General features: G+C 37.7%; 19 protein-coding genes, 1 pseudogene and 2 riboswitches. Of the genes and pseudogenes, 3 read left to right on the top strand and 17 right to left on the bottom strand.

Annotation, left to right across the window (positions count from 1 at the left end; translation table 11 throughout):
• Positions 1 to 39: 39 nt before the first annotated feature.
• Together A5866_RS14560 and A5866_RS14555 are read right to left on the bottom strand one after the other, a co-directional pair.
• Complete coding sequence (locus A5866_RS14560) at positions 40 to 1,215, bottom strand: 3D domain-containing protein (protein WP_086281407.1); 1,176 nt, start codon at positions 1,213 to 1,215, stop codon at positions 40 to 42.
• A 228-nt stretch (positions 1,216 to 1,443) separates the two neighbouring features.
• On the bottom strand, positions 1,444 to 2,289 hold the full coding sequence (locus A5866_RS14555) for a putative ABC transporter permease (RefSeq protein ID WP_086445006.1): 846 nt from the start codon (positions 2,287 to 2,289) through the stop codon (positions 1,444 to 1,446).
• 333 nt (positions 2,290 to 2,622) lie between these two features.
• Between A5866_RS14555 and A5866_RS14550 the strand changes: the two genes are divergently transcribed.
• Both A5866_RS14550 and A5866_RS14545 read left to right on the top strand, forming a co-directional pair.
• Entirely contained in the window at positions 2,623 to 4,347 is a 1,725-nt protein-coding gene (locus A5866_RS14550; protein WP_086445007.1) for an ABC transporter ATP-binding protein, read from the top strand.
• Positions 4,344 to 6,107, top strand: a complete 1,764-nt coding sequence (locus tag A5866_RS14545) for an ABC transporter ATP-binding protein (RefSeq protein WP_086445008.1) — start codon at positions 4,344 to 4,346, stop codon at positions 6,105 to 6,107. Before A5866_RS14550 ends, A5866_RS14545 begins: the two co-directional genes overlap by 4 nt.
• A gap of 53 nt (positions 6,108 to 6,160) precedes the next feature.
• Here the strand turns inward: A5866_RS14545 and A5866_RS14540 are convergent, their stop codons facing one another.
• Complete coding sequence (locus A5866_RS14540; RefSeq protein WP_086445009.1) at positions 6,161 to 6,697, bottom strand: folate family ECF transporter S component; 537 nt, start codon at positions 6,695 to 6,697, stop codon at positions 6,161 to 6,163.
• A gap of 187 nt (positions 6,698 to 6,884) precedes the next feature.
• Positions 6,885 to 6,996: riboswitch (THF riboswitch) on the bottom strand.
• 72 nt (positions 6,997 to 7,068) lie between these two features.
• A complete protein-coding gene (gene mgsA / locus A5866_RS14535) occupies positions 7,069 to 7,491 on the bottom strand; it encodes a methylglyoxal synthase (RefSeq protein ID WP_086445010.1) in 423 nt (140 codons plus the stop codon).
• Positions 7,492 to 7,677: 186 nt separating this feature from the next.
• Here mgsA and A5866_RS14530 point away from each other — a divergent pair, with 186 nt between their 5' ends.
• Positions 7,678 to 8,787, top strand: a complete 1,110-nt coding sequence (locus tag A5866_RS14530; RefSeq protein WP_086279964.1) for an ABC transporter ATP-binding protein — start codon at positions 7,678 to 7,680, stop codon at positions 8,785 to 8,787.
• 45 nt (positions 8,788 to 8,832) lie between these two features.
• Here A5866_RS14530 and A5866_RS14525 read toward each other — a convergent pair whose 3' ends face one another.
• The 13 genes and pseudogenes from A5866_RS14525 to A5866_RS14465 all read right to left on the bottom strand — a co-directional run bounded on the left by A5866_RS14525 (position 8,833) and on the right by A5866_RS14465 (position 23,696).
• Positions 8,833 to 9,465, bottom strand: coding sequence for a hypothetical protein (locus tag A5866_RS14525; protein ID WP_086445011.1), 633 nt, complete (start codon positions 9,463 to 9,465; stop codon positions 8,833 to 8,835).
• Between the two features lie 101 nt (positions 9,466 to 9,566).
• A pseudogene (locus A5866_RS14520) lies at positions 9,567 to 11,239 on the bottom strand (formate--tetrahydrofolate ligase).
• A gap of 35 nt (positions 11,240 to 11,274) precedes the next feature.
• The gene (locus A5866_RS14515; RefSeq protein ID WP_086445012.1) at positions 11,275 to 12,462 is read right to left on the bottom strand and encodes a M20 metallopeptidase family protein; all 1,188 of its coding nucleotides are present in this window, start codon (positions 12,460 to 12,462) and stop codon (positions 11,275 to 11,277) included.
• A 171-nt stretch (positions 12,463 to 12,633) separates the two neighbouring features.
• The gene (gene lpdA / locus A5866_RS14510; protein WP_086445013.1) at positions 12,634 to 14,016 is read right to left on the bottom strand and encodes a dihydrolipoyl dehydrogenase; all 1,383 of its coding nucleotides are present in this window, start codon (positions 14,014 to 14,016) and stop codon (positions 12,634 to 12,636) included.
• Between the two features lie 430 nt (positions 14,017 to 14,446).
• The gene (gene gcvPB, locus A5866_RS14505) at positions 14,447 to 15,892 is read right to left on the bottom strand and encodes an aminomethyl-transferring glycine dehydrogenase subunit GcvPB (RefSeq protein WP_086445014.1); all 1,446 of its coding nucleotides are present in this window, start codon (positions 15,890 to 15,892) and stop codon (positions 14,447 to 14,449) included.
• On the bottom strand, positions 15,892 to 17,205 hold the full coding sequence (gene gcvPA, locus A5866_RS14500) for an aminomethyl-transferring glycine dehydrogenase subunit GcvPA (protein ID WP_086445015.1): 1,314 nt from the start codon (positions 17,203 to 17,205) through the stop codon (positions 15,892 to 15,894). Before gcvPA ends, gcvPB begins: the two co-directional genes overlap by 1 nt.
• Before the next feature lie 3 nt (positions 17,206 to 17,208).
• Complete coding sequence (gene gcvH, locus A5866_RS14495; RefSeq protein ID WP_086279943.1) at positions 17,209 to 17,592, bottom strand: glycine cleavage system protein GcvH; 384 nt, start codon at positions 17,590 to 17,592, stop codon at positions 17,209 to 17,211.
• 24 nt (positions 17,593 to 17,616) lie between these two features.
• The gene (gcvT, locus tag A5866_RS14490) at positions 17,617 to 18,702 is read right to left on the bottom strand and encodes a glycine cleavage system aminomethyltransferase GcvT (RefSeq protein WP_086445016.1); all 1,086 of its coding nucleotides are present in this window, start codon (positions 18,700 to 18,702) and stop codon (positions 17,617 to 17,619) included.
• Between the two features lie 187 nt (positions 18,703 to 18,889).
• A riboswitch (glycine riboswitch) is annotated at positions 18,890 to 18,992 on the bottom strand.
• Positions 18,993 to 19,017: 25 nt separating this feature from the next.
• A complete protein-coding gene (locus tag A5866_RS14485) occupies positions 19,018 to 20,010 on the bottom strand; it encodes a linear amide C-N hydrolase (protein WP_086445017.1) in 993 nt (330 codons plus the stop codon).
• Positions 20,011 to 20,046: 36 nt separating this feature from the next.
• Positions 20,047 to 21,246 (bottom strand): MFS transporter, encoded by a 1,200-nt coding sequence (locus tag A5866_RS14480; protein WP_086445018.1) that lies wholly within the window; start codon positions 21,244 to 21,246, stop codon positions 20,047 to 20,049.
• A 208-nt stretch (positions 21,247 to 21,454) separates the two neighbouring features.
• A complete protein-coding gene (rsmA, locus tag A5866_RS14475) occupies positions 21,455 to 22,336 on the bottom strand; it encodes a 16S rRNA (adenine(1518)-N(6)/adenine(1519)-N(6))-dimethyltransferase RsmA (RefSeq protein ID WP_086445019.1) in 882 nt (293 codons plus the stop codon).
• On the bottom strand, positions 22,333 to 22,929 hold the full coding sequence (gene rnmV / locus A5866_RS14470) for a ribonuclease M5 (RefSeq protein WP_176332591.1): 597 nt from the start codon (positions 22,927 to 22,929) through the stop codon (positions 22,333 to 22,335). Before rnmV ends, rsmA begins: the two co-directional genes overlap by 4 nt.
• Positions 22,926 to 23,696 carry a TatD family hydrolase gene (locus tag A5866_RS14465; RefSeq protein WP_086445020.1) on the bottom strand — a complete coding sequence of 257 codons (771 nt, stop codon included), beginning with the start codon at positions 23,694 to 23,696 and terminating at the stop codon, positions 22,926 to 22,928. Before A5866_RS14465 ends, rnmV begins: the two co-directional genes overlap by 4 nt.
• Between the last annotated feature and the right edge of the window lie 82 nt (positions 23,697 to 23,778).

Here is a 23,778-nt window from a genome sequence, read left to right as displayed (position 1 = left end):
TGTAACAAAAAAAGACACTCAGATGAGTGTCTTCGTTTTCTATTGAATCGTAACTTTGACGTTATTTCTACGTCCCCAAGTTAAACATTGGTCAACTGTAGGGAAATGGACGTCAATGATATTTCCGTTGATTGCGCCGCCAGTATCACCGGCAACTGCAAATCCATAGCCTTCTACCTGTACAAGCGATCCTAGTGGAATCACGCTTGGGTCAACTGCAATCACATTACTTTGTGAGCGAAGATCGATTCCTGTTGCTGTAATGAAACCAGAACCTGCTTCTCTCCATGAGTAAGCTGTTGATTGCATGTAAAGAACACGACCATTTGCTCCACCATTACCCGTTTCTCCGCCAGTGCTTGGTACTTCTTCTGGTTGAGATGGCGGTGTAACGACTGGTTGTTCTTCACTGCTAGAACTAGAGCTTGAACTGTCGCTTGATTCACTACTTGATGAAGAACTGCTACTTGAGCTAGACGATGAGACAACGTCAGCTTTTCTTTGAGCTTCTTTAGCTGCCTCTTGTTGTTTGCGAGCTTCATCTGCTTTTTTCTCATCTGTGATTCGTTTTTCTTCTGTTTGTTTTTGACTAGCGATTTGTTGTAACGCTGTTTGATTATCAGATAATTGCTGTTTTAATGTTACAACTTGCTCATCCATTGCTGATGCTTCATCCTGTAATTTCGTTTCGTTGGTTTGTAATTCTTCTTGTTTACTTTTTACAGTTTCTTTAAGGTCAGACAATTTTTCTTTATCTTGAGATAGTCTATCGATTTTTTCTTTTTCTGCATTTTGTAAGATCGTCATCGCATACGCTTTATTAAAAAAATCTGATACACTTTCAGCATCTAATAATACTTGCCATGTACGCTGTTCCCCACTTAGCTGGACATCTTTCATACGATTTCCAACGACTTCTTTACGGCGTGCAATACTTTGCTCTGTTACTGTGATTTCGGCTTCAGAGTTCTTGATTGTTTCTTCAGCTTTTGAAATATCTGCTTTAAGTTTTTCAATTTCAGCGTATTTTTCATTAACATCATTCAGAGCTGTATTGATGTCTTCGCTAAGGGATGCTCCTGTTTGTGCGGCTTGTGCTTCTTTGTCCTTCAGCTCATCTAATGACTCTGCTGCAGCGCCGATTGGTAGAGCAACATTTATTAGCAAGACAGCAGCTAAAAATGGTATCAATTTTTTTACTTTCACTGAATCCAACACCTTTCCTAACTAAATCCAACTCCACCTATTATACTAATCTATAACGCTCATTTTATTTCAATAGCGTTACAATTTATTACGTTTTAACGAAAACAGCCCTTTTTCTGTAACATTGCTTTGTTCTATCTAGTTCGTTCTTTTTAAAACAAACCTTTAAAAACCTTTATATAATAACGTTTATGACTCTTATAAGACACTACGAATGACTGTTATACTTTATAGATATTATTTACTATTTTTCTTGTTTTTATCGATGATTTGTTGAACTTCAGAAGGGTTTTTAACATTTTTCAACTTCAAATTAGGATAATTTCGAATCCAACGTTTTTGATTGTAACTCATATGACCTACTAATTTTTTAATTGACGGTGTGTTTTTGAACTCTTCTATCAAGGAAGTTCGTTCCATTTTTTTTGATTTTTTTCGCTCGTTGATTTCATCAGAAACAGATTCTTTAAGCTCAGAAATACTTGCTGATAACTCATCACGTTTTTCATTTAAGGTTGCAGCTAATTCTTGTTTACGTTCTTCAACGGCTGCACTAAGTTGAGTTGTGACTTTTTTGAATGATTGCATATTAACTAATGTATAAATTAAATCGCTAGTAATCAGTAATAATAAAATAATCGGCAGAACCAAGCCAAATTTTTCAGATAAAAAGTGCTCTAACAACATCACTTTAGGATGGATAACGCGGACAATCAGCACACAGCCGACACCCCAAAAAAGTGATACAGGCAATGCGACACGGCCATTGATATTTAGTGGTACATCTTTATAATCCCACCAAGAAGCATGGAACAACTTTTCCAATCCATAACTTGTAATATACTCTAGAATCGTAACCAAGATCGTCGATAATAAGTATAAAACAACAATATTTTGTCTAAGCGGCTCTAAAAAATACAGGACACCTACTATACCAAAACCATAGATTGGACAATACGGACCTACTAAAAAACCACGATATACAAATTTTCTGGCCTTCAATGAGCAATAAACAGTTTCCCATAGCCAGCCAATAAACGAGTAGATGAAAAATAATAAAACGATTTTAATAAATTCATTCATATCTTTTCTCCTTAAAATAGCATTTACTAGCTATTGTATCAAATAACCACAGTTTTATGCGAGTATCTTTATTCTGTTGGAAAAGTGATATACAATAGAAGAAAGGTTTTTGCTTTGAAATTTGCCGAGAAACATGCCAAGAAATACAACGAAGTCATGAGTTGATATTGATTGGTACAAGGTGACTGAAAGGAACGTTGTTACCATATCTAGCTACGCGGGCTAGCCCGCTGCGCTTTTGCTTTGAAACACAGTGAATAAAATGAACTGATGTTAAAAAGTACAAGGAGTAGCGAAGCGGAACGTTGTTACCTATATATTAAGGAGGATCTCATGATCAATTTACTCAAGTACGCAAAGAAATACCGCAAGCAAATTATTCTTGGGCCATTTTTCAAGTTTTTAGAAGCTTGTTTTGAATTAGTGCTGCCCTTATTTATGGCACGTTTGGTTGATCAAGGAATTCGTAATGGTGACCGAGCTTACGTGATCCAAATGGCCGGTTGGATGTTTTTGATGTCTGTTATTGGTCTGATCTGTGTCATGATTTGTCAGTATTATTCTTCAATTGCCTCCCAAGGTTTTGGAACAGAATTAAGGAATCAGCTGATGAAAAAGATCAATCAACTTTCTCATGCCGAGTTGAACAGCTTTGGAACAGATACATTGATTACCCGTATGACAAATGATATTAATCAACTTCAGTTAGCTTTGGCAATGTTGATTCGACTAGTGATTCGGGCGCCTTTTTTAAGCATTGGTTCTGTCATTATGGCTTTTTATATTAATGTACAAATGGGCTTTATTTTTCTTCTTATGTTGCCAATTTTTTGTATTATTCTTTATTCTATTATAAAAACAACCGTACCATTATATAAAAAAGTTCAAGAAAAACTAGATTTACTAAATCGTCAAATCAGTCAAAATTTAAGCGGTGTTCGTGTGATTCGAGCTTTTGCTAGGAAACAGACAGAAGAAAAACACGTCAACAAAGTAACGGACGATCTATCTTCTATCTATATTCGAGTTTCAAATATTTCAGCTTTACTGACACCTGCAACGACTTTAGTCATGAATCTTGGGATTTTAGCACTCCTTTATCTTGGTGGAATCAAAGTAGAAATCGGCGGGTTGCAACAAGGTGAAGTCTTAGCTTTGATCAATTATATGAATCAAATGTTACTTGCCTTGATCGTTGTCTCAAACTTAGTTATTATCTTTACACGGGCCTCAGCATCGGCTTCAAGAGTTAGTGAAGTTCTAGCTGTCGTTCCAAGTATCCAATCAAATAACACAAAGCCTCCTCATAAGGAACAAACAAAAGGAATCGTATTCGATCATGTCTCTTTTCGCTATCAACCAGAGGCTGGGCTGGCTTTAACGGATATTTCCTTAACTATTCCTGCAAGCTCAGTCTTAGGCATTACAGGTCCTACAGGTGGTGGAAAAAGCACCTTGACTCAATTGATTCCCCGTTTTTATGATACAAGCCAAGGAAATCTATTCGTTGATGGTATCAATGTTCGTGACTGGTCTATAGATAAACTACGCAAAAAAATCGCCATTACACCTCAAACTGCCGTTTTATTTACAGGAACGATTCGAGAAAATCTTCAGTGGGGAAAAGAAGATGCCACTGATGAAGAATGCTGGCAGGCTTTGGAAACCGCTCAATGTAAAGATTTCGTTGAAAACCTAAGCGACGGTTTGGATACACAAGTGTATGAGGGCGGAAAAAATTTTTCTGGTGGTCAAAAACAACGGTTGACGATTGCTCGCGCTTTGATTCATAAGCCTGATGTTTTAATCTTGGATGACTCGTTGAGTGCTTTGGATTATCAAACAGACTTAAACTTGCGAACAGCTCTCCAACAAGACTTAAAAGAAACGACACTGATTCTAATTTCTCAACGAATCAGTTCGATTCAACAAGCTGATCAAATTTTAGTTTTAGCAAGTGGAAAGCAAGTTGGTTTAGGAACCCATGAAGAACTATTGCGACATTCTCCAGCATATCAAGAAATCGTCGCTTCACAAGAGGAGGAAAACGAAAAATGATGGACAAAAAAGTGGCAACTAACTCATTTAATCGTTTCATGCCTTATCTGCTCCGCTATCCAAAAGAAATGCTCGCCGCTATTTTTCTCGGTATTTTGAGTGGATTGACTACCGTTTTGATGACTTACTATATGGGGAAATCGGTTGATACGATGATTGCTAAAGGAAATGTTGATTTTATACTTCTTGTGCAGTTGCTTAGTACATTAGCCGGTATTTTAGTTATTACCGTTATTAGTCAATGGCTGATCCAGCGCTTAGGCAATCGAGTTTCTTATCTTTCTGTTGCAGAACTACGTAAAGATGCTTTTGCTCATTTAAATCGTTTACCTTTAAATTATTACGACCAAACTTCACATGGAAATATCGTCAGTCGTTTTACAAATGATATGGATAATATTTCTGTCGCTTGTTCGGCTGTTTTCAATCAGCTGTTTTCAGGACTATCTGTTGTAATTATTGCTTTTTTCTTTATGCTAAAACTCAGCCCGATTCTTACAGCAGTTGTTCTAATCGCTACACCCATTATTTTTTTAGTCAATTGGTTGGTTGCGAAATCATCTCAGAAAAATTTTTCCGCTCAACAAAAAATCGTAGGGGAAATTTCAGGTTTTGTTTCTGAAATGGTTGGAAATCAAAAAATCGTCAAAGCATTTCAACAAGAAAATGCTTCTCAAAAACGGTTTGAAGCTTTGAATCAAGAATTATATGTTCGTGGTCAAAAAGCCCAATTCTCTTCTTCATTAACAAATCCATTATCTCGTTTTGTTGATCATTTAGCCTATTTATCGATTGGTCTTGTTGGTGGATTATTATTATTAAGTGGTAATCAGACGATTACAATTGGCGTGATTTCAAGTTTTACGATCTACTCTAGCCAATTTTCTAAACCATTTATTGAATTATCAGGAATCACTACGCAAATCCAAACAGCCTTAGCTGGATTAGATCGCACCTTTGAAATTATCAGTCAGCCTGAAGAAAAACCAGATGGTCAACATGCGTTTGTGTTAAATGATGTTATAGGAGAAGTAATTTTTAATCATGTTGATTTTGCTTATACGCCTTCAAAACCATTGATTCAAAATTTTAATTTAACCGCATTACCTGGTGAAACAGTTGCAATCGTTGGAAAAACTGGGGCTGGTAAATCAACTTTAGTCAATCTATTGATGCGTTTCTATGAAGTAGATAACGGTCAAATTTCGATTGATAATCATAATATCACCCAAGTCACACGAGATAGTTTACGAAAAAACTTTGGGATGGTGCTCCAAGATACTTGGTTGTTCGATAGTACGATCCGCGATAATCTAACCTATGGCAACCCAAACGCTACCGATGAGCAAATTGAAACAGCTATGAAAAAAGCCTATATTTTTGATTTTGTGACTCGTTTGCCTAAAGGCTTGGATACATTGATCGGTGCTAGTGGTATTAAAATCTCTGAGGGACAAAGGCAGCTAATGACCATTGCTCGGACCATGATTAGTGATCCACCAATGTTAATTTTAGATGAAGCAACTAGTTCAGTCGATACATTGACCGAGAAAAAAATTCAAGATGCCTTTTTACAAATGATGGACGGCCGGACAAGCTTTGTGATTGCCCATCGCCTTTCTACCATTAAAAATGCGGATAAAATTTTAGTGATGGAGCAAGGCTCTGTCGTTGAGATTGGTAGTCATGATGAACTGATCGATAAAAAAGATGGCTATTATCATGCGTTGTATGAAGCGCAATTCAAAAATCAATTGTAATAGAGAAAAGACCTCGACTTTCCATGGGATGTTAGAAAGTTTGAGGTCTTTTTTTATTTTAAATTGGTCAATGATTTATTTAAAAATTGCTTATAAGGAACTTTATTTCCTAAATAGTATGTGCCAATTACTTGTACTGGGAAAAAGACGATATTTTTCACGATTCTAGGCGCCCACCAAGCAAGGTTAGAGATATTCACACCGTACATCAATCCTAGCCATAGCGGTGTTAAAAACATATGAATAATCAATGTAACAGACAATGTCGCCAAAATTACTCGTTGCCAAGTTAGCTCCCTTTTATAATAGAAAAACCCATAAATGGCACCAGAAATAAAGGCATTTAAGGTAAATCCAGGAAAATAAGGCCCTTTTGGAAATAACAGCATACCGACTGTATCAGCTACCGCACTCCCGATCCCCGTCCAAAATGGACCAAAAAGAATCCCCATCAATGACTCTGGAATAAAAGTCAAACTAACTCGTAAAAATTGGGTTTCAAACGAAATAAAACGCGTGAAAACCACCATCAACGCAATCAGTAAACTCATCAACGTAATGGTTCGTGTATCAATCTTTCTTTTCTTCATTTCTAGCATCTCCTCTAAGAGCTGCTACACAAAAATATGCAGCGAATGCGAAAACAAAACCGCGAATATAAGAAAAGCGGAACGAACTCTCTCAGCTTCGACTGAAAAATAGGAAAACATGACTAAGGCGCTTTTTGCCTCATTCAAGTTTTATCTTTTTCCGAGAAGCTAGTTCGTGCAGCTAGATCACAAAAAAGTGGAACGAACTGTCCTAGCTATTTCACTACTCTCATATATTCTTCGTCCAAAAGGCAACATCCCATCCTTTCAGCACTTAACGCTTTATTTCCTACTCTGTTTTTATTAGGCCTAAGCCTAAATGAAATATAACATACTCCTTACCCAGCCGCAACAAACTTTAATCGGAATAATCAAAACGATAGCGGTTTATTATCCGTTTCATGAACCACATTTCTAAAGTCCGCAAAACCAGCTTGTAAGCCTCTTAATAAAATTTCAGCAGTCCCAATATTTGTGGCTAAAGGAATCTCGTAGACATCGCTCAAACGAATCAATGCTGTCACATCTGGTTCATGAGGTTGTGCAGCTAAGGGATCTCGTAAAAAAATCACCATATCTAACTTATCCTCGGAAATCATTGCACCAATTTGCTGATCCCCGCCTAATGGTCCTGATTTAAATCGATGCACGGGTAATCCAGTTGCTTCTGATATTTTCAATCCTGTTGTTCCAGTTGCAAATAGTTCATGTTTTTTTAAAATCGGTTGATAGGCCAATGTCAATCTAACCATCAACTCTTTTTTCCGATCATGCGCAATCAATGCAATTTTCATCCTTGCTCCCCCAATTGAGTTCTTTTCATCATTATAACAAAGTCTTTCACTATAGAGTAAAAAGAATGACTGGACCTTTGTCACTTTGACGAAAAAAAGGATTTTTCTTGTGCAACCTTCCGTTGAGAATGTATAGCGCTTTCATTTATACTAAGGTTACACTAAAAAAAGAAAAGAGTGACGATAATGGTAGAAATGGCATTAAAACATATCTATAAAAAATACGATAATGCAGAGAATTATTCTGTAACAGATTTTAATTTAGAAATTGCTGATCGGGAGTTTATCGTTTTTGTTGGGCCATCTGGTTGTGGTAAATCAACAACTCTACGGATGATCGCTGGTTTAGAAGATATTACAGAGGGCGAACTTTCGATTGGTGATAAAATAATGAATGATGTTGCACCAAAAGATCGTGATATCGCGATGGTATTCCAAAACTATGCGTTATATCCTCATATGACTGTGTTTGATAATATGGCTTTTGGACTAAAGCTTCGTAAATATGACAAAGCAGAGATCAAAAAACGTGTAGAAAATGCTGGGGAAATCTTAGGATTGACAGAGTATTTACACCGTAAACCAGCTGCTTTATCCGGTGGACAACGACAACGGGTTGCTTTAGGTCGGGCAATCGTTCGTGATGCGAAAGTCTTTTTGATGGATGAACCTTTATCTAACTTAGATGCAAAATTACGTGTAGCAATGCGTGCTGAAATCGCTAAGTTACATCGTCGTTTGGAAACAACTACAGTTTATGTAACACATGACCAAACAGAAGCTATGACCATGGCAGATCGAATCGTTATTATGAAAGACGGTTTTATTCAACAGATTGGCTCGCCAAAAGAAGTCTACAATACACCAAACAATGTCTTTGTTGCAGGCTTTATCGGCTCTCCTGCTATGAACTTCTTTAATGTTACTTTAAATAACGGTATTATCCGTGATGGACATGGTTTAGAATTGATGATTCCTGAAGGGAAAAATAAATTATTGGTTGAAAAAGGCTATGAAGGAAAATCGGTGATCTTTGGTATTAGACCTGAAGATATTCATAGTGAACAAGTGGCTTTAGATACCATGAATGATGCAGTTGTTCGTTCTGAAGTTGTTGTTTCTGAACTATTAGGTGCAGAAACAATGCTTTACACAAGATTAGGTGATACAGAATTTATTTCAAAAGTTGATGCTCGTGACTTTCATAAACCAGAAGAAATGGTTGATTTAGCGTTTAATATTAGTAAAGCCCATTTCTTCGACCCAGAAACTGAACAAGTCATTAAATTACCTTAAACAATAAAAAAGCTGAGTAGCGTATTTAGACGCTGCTCAGTTTTTTTATTGTTGCGGCTCAATCTCTTGGGGAAGAATGTCCGTTTTTACTTGTTCCAATTTTTTAGCCTGACTAAATACTGGAATATCAAATTGTTTGCTTAATGCATTCGCTACAAAATAGGCAATGTTGTAATCAATCAAACTATGGATCAGCCCACCAATACCCATCAGCAAAAAGATCGAATACATATATCCTCGCGCGTAGTATGTTTCCGGCATATTTCCCATAGTATAAAAAACACTTACTACAGCTAATTCTGCCGCAGAATGTATTAAGCCAATAACAAAATTAAACAGTTGAAAACGGCCGTTGAACAAAACGAATTTATGCTTAGTTAACACGATTGTTGGATATTTCTGTAAATAAAATGCTCCTATCAGTGCAAAAAGTAAATGAGACAATGCTCTTAAGGCAATGATCGGTGTCGCCGACAGAAAGAAACCAAAACCAGTACCTAAACTAACCGCAACAGCTACTCCTGGTGAAAAAAACATTGCTAAAAATAATGGCACATGACTAGCTAAAGTAAAAGAAGCAGGTCCAATCACGATCCTTGGCATAACCATAGGAATGATGATCCCCATCGCTACTAGCAATGCCGCAATTGTTAAGTGCCTAACTGAATTCTTTTTCATAATCTCCTCCGATGTGTCTTGACATATACGACATCACCTATTCTACGAGAAAAAAAACTATGTGTCAAGACACATAGTTTTTTTTCATTATTTAATGAAACTTAGAATAATCCCGTAATTTTACCATCTGAATCAACATCAATTTTTTCATACGCTGCCTTTTTTGGTAATCCCGGCATCGTCATCACGCTACCAGTATAGGCCACAATAAATCCTGCACCAGCTGAAATTTTGATATTACTGATTGTTATCGTAAAATCAGTTGGTCTTCCTAACTTTGTTTGATCGTCTGAAAATGAATATTGTGTCTTTGCCATACAAATCGGTAAGTTGCCAAATCCAAGTTTTTCCAGTTTAGCAATTTCTCTTTCAGCAATCGGTTCATAGCGAACAGCGGTTCCACCGTATACTTTTTCGACGATTGCGCTGATTTTCTCTTTGATCGGCAATTCATCTGGATAGGCAAATGAAAAATTACTTTCCTGATCGGCTAAACGAATAACCTCTCTTGCTAACTCTTCACCACCAGCACCACCGTGCGCCCAAACATCGGAAAGAACAACATTTACATTGCGTTTTTGACATTCTTCTTCTACGAGCTTCAATTCTGCTTCGGTATCTGTTGGGAATTTATTGATTGCTACAACCGTTGGTAAACCAAAAACAGTCGTTGTATTTTCGATGTGTTTTAAAAGATTTGGCAAGCCTTCTTTAAGGGCACTGACATTTTCAACACCTAACTGATCTTTCGGTATACCACCATGCATTTTCAAGGCCCGAACTGTCGCTACTACGACAACGGCTGAAGGACGAATTCCAGATTTCCGACATTTGATATCAATAAACTTTTCTGCCCCTAAATCAGCTCCAAAACCACCTTCGGTTACAACATACTCCGCTAGTTTTCTAGCCGTATTTGTAGCAATCACACTATTACAGCATTACAGCCGTGAGCAATATTTGCAAATGGTCCACCATGGATCAAAGCAGGGTTATTTTCCAAGGTTTGTACCAGATTGGGTTTGATCGCCTCTTTCAATAAAGCGGTCATTGCACCTTGAGCATTTAAATCGCGCGCTGTAACTGGTTGATTGTCATATGTGTAGCCAATAATGATGTTGGCTAGATTTTCTTTCAGGCCATCAAGGTCATTAGACAAACATAGAATTGCCATAATTTCTGATGCAACCGTAATTTCAAAACCGTCTTCTCTTGGAACACCATTAACTCTGGCTCCTAAACCATCCACAATATGTCTCAATTGACGATCATTCATGTCCACAGCTCTTTTCCAAGTGATTCGACGATTATCGATCCCCAGCTCATTACCTTGGAAAATATGATTATCAATGATTGCCGCAAGCAAATTATTTGCTGCCCCAATTGCATGGAAATCACCTGTAAAATGAAGATTGATATCTTCCATAGGAACCACTTGAGCATAACCACCTCCAGCGGCACCACCTTTGATTCCAAAAACTGGTCCTAAAGAAGGTTCCCTTAAGGCAATGATCGCATCCTTACCAATTCGATTCAAAGTATCACCTAGACCCACAACAGTGGTTGTTTTCCCTTCACCAGCTGGCGTTGGCGTAATTGCTGTCACTAGAATGACTTTTCCATTTTTATCAGCTTTAATTTTTTCAACAGCGATTTTTGCTTTATATTTGCCATAAAGCTCATATTGTTCTTCATTCAAACCAATTTCTTCTGCTACTTTAGTAATCGGCAGTATCGTTGTTTCTTGCGCAATTTCAATATCTGACTTGACCACTTCTTCCCCTCCACTTCACCATATTATGAGCAGTATCAGCCTTTTTTTAACCAAGACATTGCTGTATCTGCATAAACTTGGGCACCTTCAATCAAGACAGATTCATCAAAAACAATCGCTGGATTATGAAGATTGATATTTTCTTCAGATGCTACTAATAGAACAGTCGTTGTTGGAATCAACTGACTGATTTCACCAAAATCTTCACTTCCCATAAGTGGTGTTGATATAGGAATGGTAACGATTCGCTCAGCACCAAATGTTTCCGTTAATGATTCTTTAGTAAATGCTGTCAATGCTGGATCATTCACATTTGTCGTACATCCATTAGTGAAAACCACTTCCGCTTCAGCCCGGAAAGCTTTCGCAATATTTTCAGCCATTACAGTCATTCGTTCTTTAACTTGTATGCGGACATCTTCTTTTAATGTTCGTAAGGTTCCTTTCATTACGGTTGTTTCTGGAATAATGTTTGAAGCGCCAGGAGTTCCACCAGTAAATTCACCGATCGTTAAAACAAAACGCTCTTCTGAACCGATTTCTCTTGCTGAAAGTTCTTGTAAAGCGGTATAGATATGAACTGCTACATTAATTGGATCGATCGCCGTCTCAGGTTGTGAGCCGTGTCCGCCTCGTCCTTTGATATTGATTTCAAACCAATCGGCACTGGCCATAAATGTTCCTTCTGGTGTTGGCATGATTTGACCTGCCATCATCCCTTTAAATGGGAAAACATGAATCATCATTCCAGCATCTACTTTAGGATTTTCTAAAACATGATTTTCAATACAGACTTTTGAACCTGAAAGAATTTCTTCGCCTGGTTGAAATAGTAATTTTACTTGACCATCTAACTCATCTTCAAACTCTTTTAAAAGTTTAGCCGCTCCAAGTAACATGGTTGTATGCATATCATGACCACAAGCATGCATATAGCCATTTTCGGATTTAAATTGCAAATCGGTCAACTCTCGAATCGGTAAAGCATCCATATCACCACGTAAAAGGAACGTTTTACCGCTCTTTTTACCTGCCAATACGGTAATACCAGACTCTCCGCAGGATTGAGGTTCATAGCCATATTCAGTCAATTTTTCTTTTACAAAAGCTACGGTGTTTGGCAAATCCAAGCCAATTTCGGGATTTTGATGTAGATGTCTTCTAATTTGAATCAGTTCTTCTTCTAGACTTTCGGCAAACCTTTTTTGTTTTTCTGTTAGCATTTATTTTTCTCCTTTTCCTTTAAAGCTAAGTGACTTGTGACGACTCTGTATCGGTTGATCGACTGTTGCAGTTGCTAAATTTACCAACAGTGCCTCCAAAGCTAACACCCAAGAAACTTTTCTACTATTATATATAGTACCAAACATTTCAGAAAATTTGCCCTATTTCTGTTATTTTTTTGGAATTGTATGAATGCCAAGTCCGAGAAGATTTTCGTAGGCTTCACCCACACCCTCATTATAGGTTGGATGGGGATGAACGATCGAGGTCACTTCATGAATCGATAGACCGTTTACGATTGCTGTTGTAAACTCACTGACCATATCAGTTGCGCGAGCACACATTAATTGAGCACCGATGATTTTTCCGTTTTCCGCATCAGCAATCACTTTAATGAAACCTAATCCAGTTCCAGCAATCATTGTTTTTCCATTACCCGCCATATTAAATTTCCCAACTTTTACTGAGAGACCTAAATTTTTTGCTTCGATTTCTGTCATACCAACAGACGCTATTTCTGGTGATGTATAGACACAAGATGGAATGATCTCTAAATTGTATTCAACTGGTTGTTGATTCATCCCTAAAACTGCATTTACTCTTTGAGCTGAAGCTAGATGTGCTAATTGCGTTCCACGGCTAGCTAAATCACCGATTGCGAAAATACCTTTAATAGAGGTTTCAAAGGTTTCATCTACCCAAATTGTCTGATTCTCTATTTTCAGATCTAATTCAGACTCAAATAAATTGGCAAAACTGGCTTTTCGTCCTGTCGCAATCAAGACCACATCACTAGTGACAGTTTCTTCCTTTCCTTTAGTAGCGTAGGTGCAAGTCAACTGTTGATTTTTAGAAATATCGGTAACGATCGACTTTGTTGCAATCTTGATCCCTTGTTTTTTTAGAGTCATTGCTAATTTTTTAGATAGCTCCTTATCAAAATTTGGAAGCAACGTATCTGCTGTTTCGATAATTGTCACAGCGCAACCTAGTGCATTAAAAATCGTTGCAAATTCTACGCCAATCACACCACCACCGATAATAACCAAACTTTTACAATTACTTGGCTCAGCTAAAAGCTCATTACTTGTTACAACACCTGGCAAATCACTACCAGGAATCGGTGGAATCATTGGTCTTGAACCAGTTGCAATCAGAATCTTTTTCGTTTCATATATTTCCCCAGCTATTTTGATTACGCCAGCTTTGATAATTTTAGCTTTGCCAAAAATCAACTCAATGCGATTTCCTTTGACCAATCCTTCAATTCCTTGTACAAGACTATCAACAACTTTATTTTTCTTTTCATAAACCTCTTCCATATTTATCTGTAAATCCTTAACATGAATTCCCTCAGTGTTGGCATTTTTTATTTCACGAACAATTTCTGCAGAATGTAACAACGCCTTCGTCGGAATACACCCACGATTTAAACAAGTACCACCAACACGATCCCCTTCAACCAAAGCAACCTTCATTCCCAATTGAGCCGCTTTAATCGCAGCCACATAACCACCTGGACCAGCACCAATAACAATTAAATCATAACTCATACCTTTCCTCCTTTCTTTAAAAGCTGAACAGAACCGACCAGTTCCCGAACAAATTAGGAAATCAACTTAAAGTTGCTCTTTAACTTTCAGATGATTTCTCTATTTGTTGAGGGAACTGTTCTGTGAAGCTAGATAAATTTAAAAGCTGAACTGGCTCGCTCAGTCTCGACAAGAAAATAGGAAAAAATAACTGAGGTGTTCTTTTCCTCATTTATTTTTTATCTTTTTCTCGAGAGACTAGCCAGTAAAGCTAGATAGTTTAAAAGCTGAATGAGCTCATTAAGCTCCGACTGAAAAATAGGAAACTATAATTATGGCGCTTTTGGCCATAATTATAGTTTATCTTTTTTCCGAGGAGCTAGCTCATGAAGCTAGATAGTTTAAAAACTGAACAGAACAACTAGTTCCTAATTTCTTTCTCTCCAAAAACCTAGCTATCAGCACTTCCAAAATCATACCGAACAATTGGTTTTCTTGCTGCTCTCACTTCATCAACCCGATGGATTTGAGCATGTAGCGGATAGTCATGAAAGGCTGCTGGATTTTTGTACGCCTCTTCATAAAGGTTACGATAGACCGCGATTGCATCATCCAGTCTTTCTTTTGATTCCGTTTCAGGCGGTTCAACCATTAAAGCTTCGGGCACCGTTAATGGGAAATACATTGTCGGTGGATACATTTGATGATCTAAAATCCCTTTAGCCATATCTAAAGCTGTAACACCCGTTTCTTTTTTTAATTTGTCTAAACTGATGACAAATTCATGCATACAGGTCTCGCCGTATGGCACTTCAAAAATATCTTTTAATTTATGAAGCATGTAATTTGCATTCAGTACAGCACTTTTAGATGCTGAGGCTATCCCTTCAGAACCTAAAAATAAGATATATGTCAAAGCTCTCAAGAATACTGAAAATTGACCATAAAAGCCTTTGACCATTCCAATTGAATGTTCAGGTTTAGTAAATGAAATTTCTGTTCCTTCTTTGACTGGATAATAATCAGGGAGAAACGGTTTTAGTAATGTTTTACAACCAACAGCCCCGGATCCTGGTCCACCACCGCCATGAGGCGTTGAGAATGTTTTGTGCAAATTCAAATGAATAATGTCAAAGCCCATATCACCTGGGCGAGCCACACCCATAATGGCGTTTAAATTTGCGCCATCATAATAGTTCAATCCACCAGCGTCATGAACGATTTTGGTAATGTCTAAAATATTTTTATCAAAAATCCCTGCTGTATTCGGGTTCGTCAACATTAGCCCCGCTGTATCTTCGCCAACTGCTGCTTTTAAAGCTGTAATGTCCACACAACCATGCTTATCTGAAGGAATATTAACTGTGATCATTCCTGTCATTGCCACACTTGCAGGATTTGTTCCGTGAGCTGAATCGGGTACAATAATTTTATTTCGTTGCGGTTGGCCATTTTTTTCATGATAAGCTTTGATCATTAGTAAACTGGTAAATTCACCATGTGCGCCAGCTGCAGGTTGAAATGTAATGGCATTCATTCCAGTGATTTCTTTTAATAAACTTTCAGCCATCGTGAAAACTTCAAGGGATCCTTGGACCGTATGTTGTGGCTGAAGTGGATGGATATTAGCAAAAGCTGGATAAGCCGCCATTTCATCGTTGATCTTTGGATTATATTTCATTGTACATGAGCCTAATGGATAAAAACCATCATTGATCCCAAAGGTTGCATTCGCTAACTCCGTATAATGTCTGCTGATTTCTGGTTGAGGAAGTGTTGGTAAATGGAGCTCTTTTTGACGTTTCATGGTTTCTGGAAGTTTAGTAGTTGGTACATCACATGGGGAGATCATTTCATTGTAATACCCGTCTACACTGCGTTCAAAGATTAATTTCATTATTCACACGCCTCCTTCACCAATGCAACTACTTCATCGATTTGTTCTTTTGTATTCATTTCTGTCACGCACCATAATAATCCTGTGTCTGTAGGATAACCGCCTAAGATATCGTGCGCTTCTAATTTCGTTAATATAGCTTCATTTGAAACAGGAAAACTCATAACAAATTCATGGAAAAACGGACTTTCATTGTTTCGTTTTACCCCTTTGATCTGACTTAGTTGATCCGCTAAATAATGAGCTTTACTATAACATTGCTCAGCTACCTCCTGAATCCCTTGCGCCCCCATCGTACTCATATAAACAGCATTCGTTAATGCGCATAGTGCTTGATTTGAACAAATATTAGAGGCTGCTTTTTCTCTACGGATATGCTGTTCACGAGCTTGTAAGGTTAACACAAATGCTCGCTTACCTGCTTCATCCACCGTTTCTCCAGCAATCCTACCAGGTAATTTCCGCATCATTTTTTCTTTTGTGGCAATAAATCCAATATAAGGTCCGCCAAAAGCTAATGGTAAGCCAAATGGCTGTGAGTCTCCTACTGCAATGTCGGCCTCAACTTCACCTGCTGTTTTCAAAACGGTACTGGCTACCGGATTTACACCCATAATAAATTTAGCTTTCGCATTATGAACCAATTCTGCTATTTCCTCGACTGGTTCGATCCCACCATAATAGTTTGGTTGTTGCACAATGAAACACGCACTTGTTTCATCTAATTTTTCTTGTAAGACAGCTAAATCTGTCAGACCGTCTTTCTCTGGAACTATGATAAATTCAATTTCTCTAGAACTAAAATAAGTCAATGCTGTTTGAATCGTCATTGGATTCGTTGTTTCTGAAATCAGAACTTTCAACCGTTTTTTCTCTAAACACATATTGATGGCTTCAGCCGCAGCAGTTGGTCCATCGTAAACTGAAGCATTGGTCGCATCCATTCCAGTGATTTCACAGATCATGGTTTGATATTCAAAAATCGACTGTAGCAGCCCTTGACTGATTTCAGGTTGATAAGGGGTATAGGATGTCATAAATTCTTCTTTTGCTGAGATTTGCTTAACAATAGCTGGAATATAGTGATTGTATGCTCCTGCACCACGGAAAATGCTTGAGAAGACTTTGTTTTTCTTTCCCATTTTTTCTAGAATACGACGTACTTCAAATTCTGATTTTCCCGCTGGAATATCAAGTTTTTCTACAATCATTTCTTTGGGAAGTGTTTGGTAGAGATCCATACCATCCGTTAATCCGATTATTTTCAGCATGTCTTGGTATTGTTGTTCTGTTGATCCAAGATAATTACCCATTCATTACGCCTCCTCAGATTCTTCGCAGAATTTCTTATATTCGTCAGCAGTTAATAAGTCTTCGATTGCTTCGACTCCCTCTACTTCGATCAACCATGAATCCAATGGTGCAGAATTAATCAACTCTGGACTATCCATCAACTCTTCATTGATTGCTGAAACCGTCGCTGTGATTGGGGAATACGCCTCTGAAACGGCTTTAACTGATTCGATGTCCGCAAATGATTCACCTTTTGTGACTTCATCTCCTTCATCTGGTAAATCAATAAACACAATATCGCCTAACTGGTCTTGCGCATAATCAGACAGACCAATCCTAACTTTATCTCCATCAAAAAGTACCCACTCATGTGATTTAGAAAACTTCAATTCTTCTGCCTTTGCCATAATAAACGACTCCTTCTTTTCCAATTATTTTTTTACAAACGGTATTGTTACAACTTCAGCCGCAATTTTCTTACCTCTAACTTCTACTTCGATTGGTGAACCAATTTCTACGATTCCTTTTTCCACTAAAGCCATTGCACAAGCTTTATTGATAAATGGACACATCGTACCTGAGGTTGTTTGGCCAATCTTATCCCCTTTAAAATAAATATCGGCTCCTTCACGAACGATCCCACGATCCGTTAACTGTAAACCGATCCGAGTAATTTTAGGTTCTCCTTTATCAAGTATGCCCTGTTTGCCAATAAAATCTTCTTTTTTCATTTTGACCGCAAAACCTAGATCTGTTTCAAGCGGTGTAATTTCTTCAGACATTTCATGCCCATAAAGTGGCATTCCTGCCTCTAAACGTAGCGTATCACGTGCACCTAAACCACAGGGGATAATACCGTATTTTTGACCTGTTTCTACTAACCGATTCCATAATTTAAGTCCATCTTCCGGTTTACAGTATAACTCATAGCCAAACTCCCCTGTATAACCCGTTCGAGATAAAATACAAGTTACACCGCCAACATTGGCTTGTTCAGTAAAACTATAATATTTTTTTGGAATTTCTTCTTCTTTCGTTAATTCCGCTATAATTTCTTTAGCAGAAGATCCTTGTAATGCGATCTGAACAAACTGATCGGATTGATCAGAAAATTCAACTTCACCGAATAAGTGCGCTGTCATCCAAGCAACATCTTTAGCTCTATTTGCTGCGTTGACTACCAGTAGATATTTCTCTTCACTACATTTATACACTAATAGATCATCGATTACCCCACCATTTTCATTACACATCAAGGTATATCGAACACGACCTATTTCTAAATTGCTAAAATCATTTGTTAATAAATACTGCAAATTCGCTAAAGCCTCTTTTCCCTCGTAAACAACTTCCCCCATATGGGAAACATCAAATAATCCAACTTGATTGCGAACAGCTAAATGTTCTTTTATCACACCACTATCTTTATATTGGACAGGTAGCGTGTAACCTGCGAATGGAACCATCTTCCCGCCTGCTTCAAGATGTGCGTCATATAAAGGTGTTTTTAGATCCATCTTCTCTACTCCTTTGCTTCTTTGTATTTTTATTTCTTCGTTTTGATGACACCTCCAAGCAAAAATAACTATATAAAAACAGAGGAACAGGCATCTTAAAGAAATGCCTGTTCCTCTGTACAAAACCTGAGAGATTCGTCTTCATCTTGAAGAGTTGCTCCTTCGGTGCTTCCGCTTTCCAGAGTAATGTCCAACTACGGTCCTTTTACCTGAGATCTTCATGATCAATGTTTTGCGTCACTGGTCATTTATTCCTCGGTGCTATGACTAGTCTCTCCCGTAATTCTCTTTCATCTAATTTAAATTAAGTCGATTCTATTCTTTTTTAGGCATTGAATAATACTGTTGTTCAGTCTTCAATTCAAAATATTGAGGTTCAGAGCTGTCCAATATTCCAGCATTCAAAGACAATGTCTGGATCATACGATTCTCGTACAAATGAATGTACATTTGCTTTTCTTTACTGTCATAAGCACTAGTATATTGCGTATATTGTACATCTGTATCCGAACTAACTTTAACAACACCTTTTGGAATATCAAAACTATCTAAAATATGAAAAATTTGTTCAACTGCTTGTTCATCTTCGACTTTTTCTGAAAAATGCTTCAAAAATGCCGCTCGAATAAACCGTGATTGGGGTGTGAAATCTCCCGGAATCCCGCGTAAACCAGAACCTTTACCATTTGAAAAAACATGAAGTTCTTCCATCTGAATATCAGGTGCTATTAGATCACTAAGCCCGACATAATTCTGAAGATTCGTTAAATGCCAGTCAAATTTTGGGCTATTGGTAAACACTCCTACTGGATTTTCATAAACTTCATAGCCACCATCGATTGAAGGCTCAACCACAACCGATGCACCTGATTCATCTTGAAATACATAATGCTGGGGAATTCCCATCTGATTATCAACAATAGCAATCGCCGTATCCTGATTTACCCGCTCTTTGATTTCAGCCACAGAAGCATAATTCGTCAAGGCATAGGTTACAAATTCGGCTCCTGCTAAAGGTAGTTTACCCTTAGCACGAATTTTTTCTGATTCAATATAGCGATTATAATTGCCAAAGTAAAACGAGCCACCCATCAATCCTTTTTCGTTAACACCGTCTACCAATAATGGATGTCCAGCAAGTGCCACGCCCATTGCAGCATATTGTGTTAAGAAATGATCTAATGAAACATGTAAGTCATAGCTCCTGGGAATAATTGCACCATCATATTCCATTAATAAATTAAATTCTTGGGTTCGCCCCCAATAACTATTGCCTGCTTTTGACTTAACTGTGATACCTGTACACATTTTCTCACACCCTTTTTATTTTTTCAAAACCCTGAACTAGGATTCTTTCTTTTTTTGAACCAGTAAGGTGATAGTTCCTGCAACTACAAATGAAATGCCTATAAATAAGAAGGAACTGAAGAAAGCACCATTTGACAATTGAATCAGGGCTCCAATAATCGTTGGAGCAACAAAACCGCCTGAAACACCGATTGCATTAATCGTTGCATATTTTGCAGAAACTTCATCTGATGGAAATAGTTTCAATGGAATACTCATCAACGTTGCAAATGCTAAACTAGCACAGGCAACAGCGAGTGTTAATGCGATCATACTCAATACAAATGTGCCGACGACTGAAACCAACACAGCAAAAATCCCACCGCCTACGGTTGCCACAAAAATAACATTTTTCTCTTTACCAATGAAAAATTTATTTACCATAACACCGCCAACCATCGCTGCAACCATTGTGAAAAAGCCAATGACAGCTGTTACGTAAGCAGTTTGAGATAAACCAAGACCATGAGCTTCTACAAGATAAGTCGCCATCCACCCATTCAGCCCATAAATCGCCGCATTGATGAAAAAAGCGGCAAAAATCAAAATCCAGACATTTCGATCTTTCAATACTTCTCGAAATGAAATCGCCGCCTTATTTTGCAGATGTTCCTTTACACCGCCAAATTCTTTTGGAATCACAACGTACATTAAAACAGCAATCAATAATACAGCCGCTCCTAAAAAATAATACGTCTTATGCCAGCCCACCTGAAGCAACAATGGTGCAATCAATAGTGGTCCTACGATTGCCGCAAAACCTGAGGAAGCGATCATCGTAGATTGCGCCGGACCTCGTTTTTCCATTGGTAACTCTTGTGAAATAAAGGTACTTACAGAGGATGGATAACCCGAATGCGCAACGGCTCCTGTCATAAAGCGAATAAAAATCAAATATAATAATGAAAAGCCAAAACCAAATAAAAAAAGGAAAATTCCAACTAAAAAAACAGAAGCAATCATCATTTTTCTTGTCCCGATCTTACTGGATAAATACCCAAATGGAATTTGAAAAATCGTATAGCCTAGAAAAAAAGCACTTAATATCAACCCTTTTTGCTGAGGGTCGAAGCCTAAATCAGTTGCAATAGTCACTAGAGACATGCCAATTGTCGTTTTATCTACATAAATACAAGTGTATCCTAGAAAAATAGCTGCCAACATCCAAGTAACATTTCTTGTTTTTTTATTTTCCACGGTCTCACTCCTAACGATAGAAAGCGCTTTCTAAATGTAATTATGCTTGATATTTTGAAAAAGTCAATAACCCAATCCAATAATTTTACATAAAGTCAAAATAAATTAGATTTTCTTTCTGATTCCAAGTATATCCCTTCACATTATGCATAAGGTAAAAAATAGACTGAGAAAAGCATAGAGCTTCTTTTCTCAATCTATCTTCCAGTTAATGATTTTTTTCTAAGGTATTACTCAAACGACCAAATTCTTCCAAGGATAATGTTTCTCCTCGGCGTGATGGATCGATTTCTGCTTCGGTTAAGCTTTCTGTTAACCAAGCTTTTGTTTCCTCGTCTTTACCATAAAAATGAATCAAATTGTTCCATAATGTTTTACGGCGTAATTGGAATGAGGCTTTGGTTAATTTGAAAAACTCTTTCTCATTGGTTACAGCCACAGCAGGTTGCTCTCGTTTCGTCAGTTTGATGATTGCTGAGTCAACATTCGGTTGTGGAATAAACACAGTTTTGGGGACAATGAACGCAATGCTCGCTTCCATAAAATACTGAACAGCAATCGATAACGACCCGTAAGCTTTTGTTCCTGGTTTTGCAGATATTCGATCCGCAACCTCTTTTTGCATCATCACGATCATTTCTTCTATTTCTAAATCAGATTCTAAAAAGTGCATCATGATTGGTGTAGTGATGTAATAAGGAAGATTAGCTACTACTTTGATTGGAAGCTCTTGCTCAAAGACTTCCTTTGTAGTGCCCACTAAATCGGCTTTCAATACATCATTATGAACCACTGTAACATTTTGATACGGACTCATTGTATCCTCTAAGACTGGGATCAAGCGATCATCGATTTCAAAAGCTAAAACTTGTGCCGCATTTTTAGCTAATTGTTCAGTTAAAGCACCAATTCCAGGTCCTACTTCTACAACATTCGTGTGGGTATCTATTCCAGCTGTTTCAACGATTTTACGTAAGATATTCGGTTCTGTTAAAAAGTTTTGTCCTAAACTTTTTTTAAATGAAAAGCCATGTTGCTTCAAAATTTCTTTGGTTCTTGAAGGGGTGGCTATTTCTTTATACTCTGTCAAATTGATTCCTCCGATTTTTCATTAGGTGTTTCATTTATACTATTCATTGCCTCTATCAGTTCTTTTTCTGTAATCCGAAACATTTTCAAGCGTTTGGTCAATTGCTTACTATTGGTGTAGCCAATACGCAATTCGTCGCCTAATTTTTCACGACGTTCTTTTGCACGAGCCCCAGCTATTAAACCATACTCTATCAAGGTTTGTCTAGGGATTTCTTGATAATCATCTGCCCCATTGACTGGGGTAACTATTTTCTCTAATGCTTCCAAAATCGCTTCATCACTAGCATGCTCCACACCTAAACTATTTCCTCGTTTCTTAGGTGCAGCAAGCTGACGAGAGAGAAACGCATGCTTGGCATCGGGTATAACTTCCATAATTGTTTTACGAATTTTTTCCCCTGAAAAATCTGGATCAGTAAAAATGATGACACCACGCGTTTCTTGTGCATGTTCGATTTGTTCTAAAATATCCTCATTGATCGCTGAGCCGATTGTTTCAATCGTATCAGCATCCACAACTTCTTGAATACGTCTAGTATCGTCTTTCCCTTCAACGACAATAACTTCTTCAATCCTCAACTTATCTGTCATTCAGCTAACCTGAATAAGCGATGCGCATTAATAGTTGTTTGCTTCGCTATCTCTTCAAAAGGAACTTCTCTTAGTTCTGCAATTTTTTCTACTACATAACGAGTATAACCTGGTTCATTGCGTTTGCCTCGATAAGGGACTGGGGCTAAGTATGGTGCGTCTGTCTCCACCAATAAACGATCCAAAGGAACAGCTTTAGCTACTTCTTGAACCTCTAATGCTTTCTTAAACGTCACAACACCGCTTAAAGAAATATGCATCCCCATATCTAGAAATTTTTCCATCCATTCAGGATCGCCACTGAAACTATGCATGATTCCGCCAATATCCCGAATATCTTCTTCTTTTAAAATTTTATACGTATCTTCCATTGCATCTCGTGTATGGATGCTGATTGGCAGATTCATTTCTTTGGCAATTGCGATTTGACGTCTAAAAACACGTTCCTGAACTTCTTTTGGATCTTCCATCCAGTAATAATCTAAGCCGATTTCGCCAAGTGCTACTACTTTTGGCATTGTTAGTAAATGCTGTAGTCTTTTCTCGATATCAGGCGTATAACTTCCGGCTTCTGTTGGATGCCAACCGATAATACTTTGGATTTCTTTATAGTGTTGGCTAAGTTCCAGAGACTTTTCGATCGTCGGTGTATCAAAACCAACTACCGCCATTTCGGTTACACCTAATTCTTTCGCATGTTCAATTGTTTCTGGAATATCTTCGTTAAATTGTTCTGCATTTAAATGAGTATGAGAATCAAAAATCATGTTCATTCACTCCTTAATATAAAAGCGTAGTAGGCTCGTTCAGCTCTGACAGGAAAATAGGAAAAATCGATTGTGGTGCTTT

The sequence above is a fragment of the Enterococcus sp. 12C11_DIV0727 genome, assembly GCF_002148425.2.
Classification (GTDB): Bacteria; Bacillota; Bacilli; order Lactobacillales; family Enterococcaceae; genus Enterococcus_L; species Enterococcus_L lemimoniae.
This window is presented reverse-complemented; position numbering and strand designations above follow the sequence as displayed.

Excerpts from the sequence above, each read along its gene's own strand:
- A5866_RS14555 (WP_086445006.1), bottom strand. The coding sequence starts at position 2,289 with ATGAATGAATTTATTAAAATCGTTTTATTATTTTTCATCTACTCGTTT.
- A5866_RS14550 (WP_086445007.1), top strand. The coding sequence starts at position 2,623 with ATGATCAATTTACTCAAGTACGCAAAGAAATACCGCAAGCAAATTATT.
- A5866_RS14545 (WP_086445008.1), top strand. The coding sequence starts at position 4,344 with ATGATGGACAAAAAAGTGGCAACTAACTCATTTAATCGTTTCATGCCT.
- A5866_RS14540 (WP_086445009.1), bottom strand. The coding sequence starts at position 6,697 with ATGAAGAAAAGAAAGATTGATACACGAACCATTACGTTGATGAGTTTA.
- mgsA (WP_086445010.1), bottom strand. The coding sequence starts at position 7,491 with ATGAAAATTGCATTGATTGCGCATGATCGGAAAAAAGAGTTGATGGTT.
- A5866_RS14530 (WP_086279964.1), top strand. The coding sequence starts at position 7,678 with ATGGTAGAAATGGCATTAAAACATATCTATAAAAAATACGATAATGCA.
- A5866_RS14525 (WP_086445011.1), bottom strand. The coding sequence starts at position 9,465 with ATGAAAAAGAATTCAGTTAGGCACTTAACAATTGCGGCATTGCTAGTA.
- A5866_RS14515 (WP_086445012.1), bottom strand. The coding sequence starts at position 12,462 with ATGCTAACAGAAAAACAAAAAAGGTTTGCCGAAAGTCTAGAAGAAGAA.
- lpdA (WP_086445013.1), bottom strand. The coding sequence starts at position 14,016 with ATGAGTTATGATTTAATTGTTATTGGTGCTGGTCCAGGTGGTTATGTG.
- gcvPB (WP_086445014.1), bottom strand. The coding sequence starts at position 15,892 with ATGAAATTAATCTTTGAACGCAGTGTAGACGGGTATTACAATGAAATG.
- gcvPA (WP_086445015.1), bottom strand. The coding sequence starts at position 17,205 with ATGGGTAATTATCTTGGATCAACAGAACAACAATACCAAGACATGCTG.
- gcvH (WP_086279943.1), bottom strand. The coding sequence starts at position 17,592 with ATGGCAAAGGCAGAAGAATTGAAGTTTTCTAAATCACATGAGTGGGTA.
- gcvT (WP_086445016.1), bottom strand. The coding sequence starts at position 18,702 with ATGGATCTAAAAACACCTTTATATGACGCACATCTTGAAGCAGGCGGG.
- A5866_RS14485 (WP_086445017.1), bottom strand. The coding sequence starts at position 20,010 with ATGTGTACAGGTATCACAGTTAAGTCAAAAGCAGGCAATAGTTATTGG.
- rnmV (WP_176332591.1), bottom strand. The coding sequence starts at position 22,929 with ATGACAGATAAGTTGAGGATTGAAGAAGTTATTGTCGTTGAAGGGAAA.
- A5866_RS14465 (WP_086445020.1), bottom strand. The coding sequence starts at position 23,696 with ATGATTTTTGATTCTCATACTCATTTAAATGCAGAACAATTTAACGAA.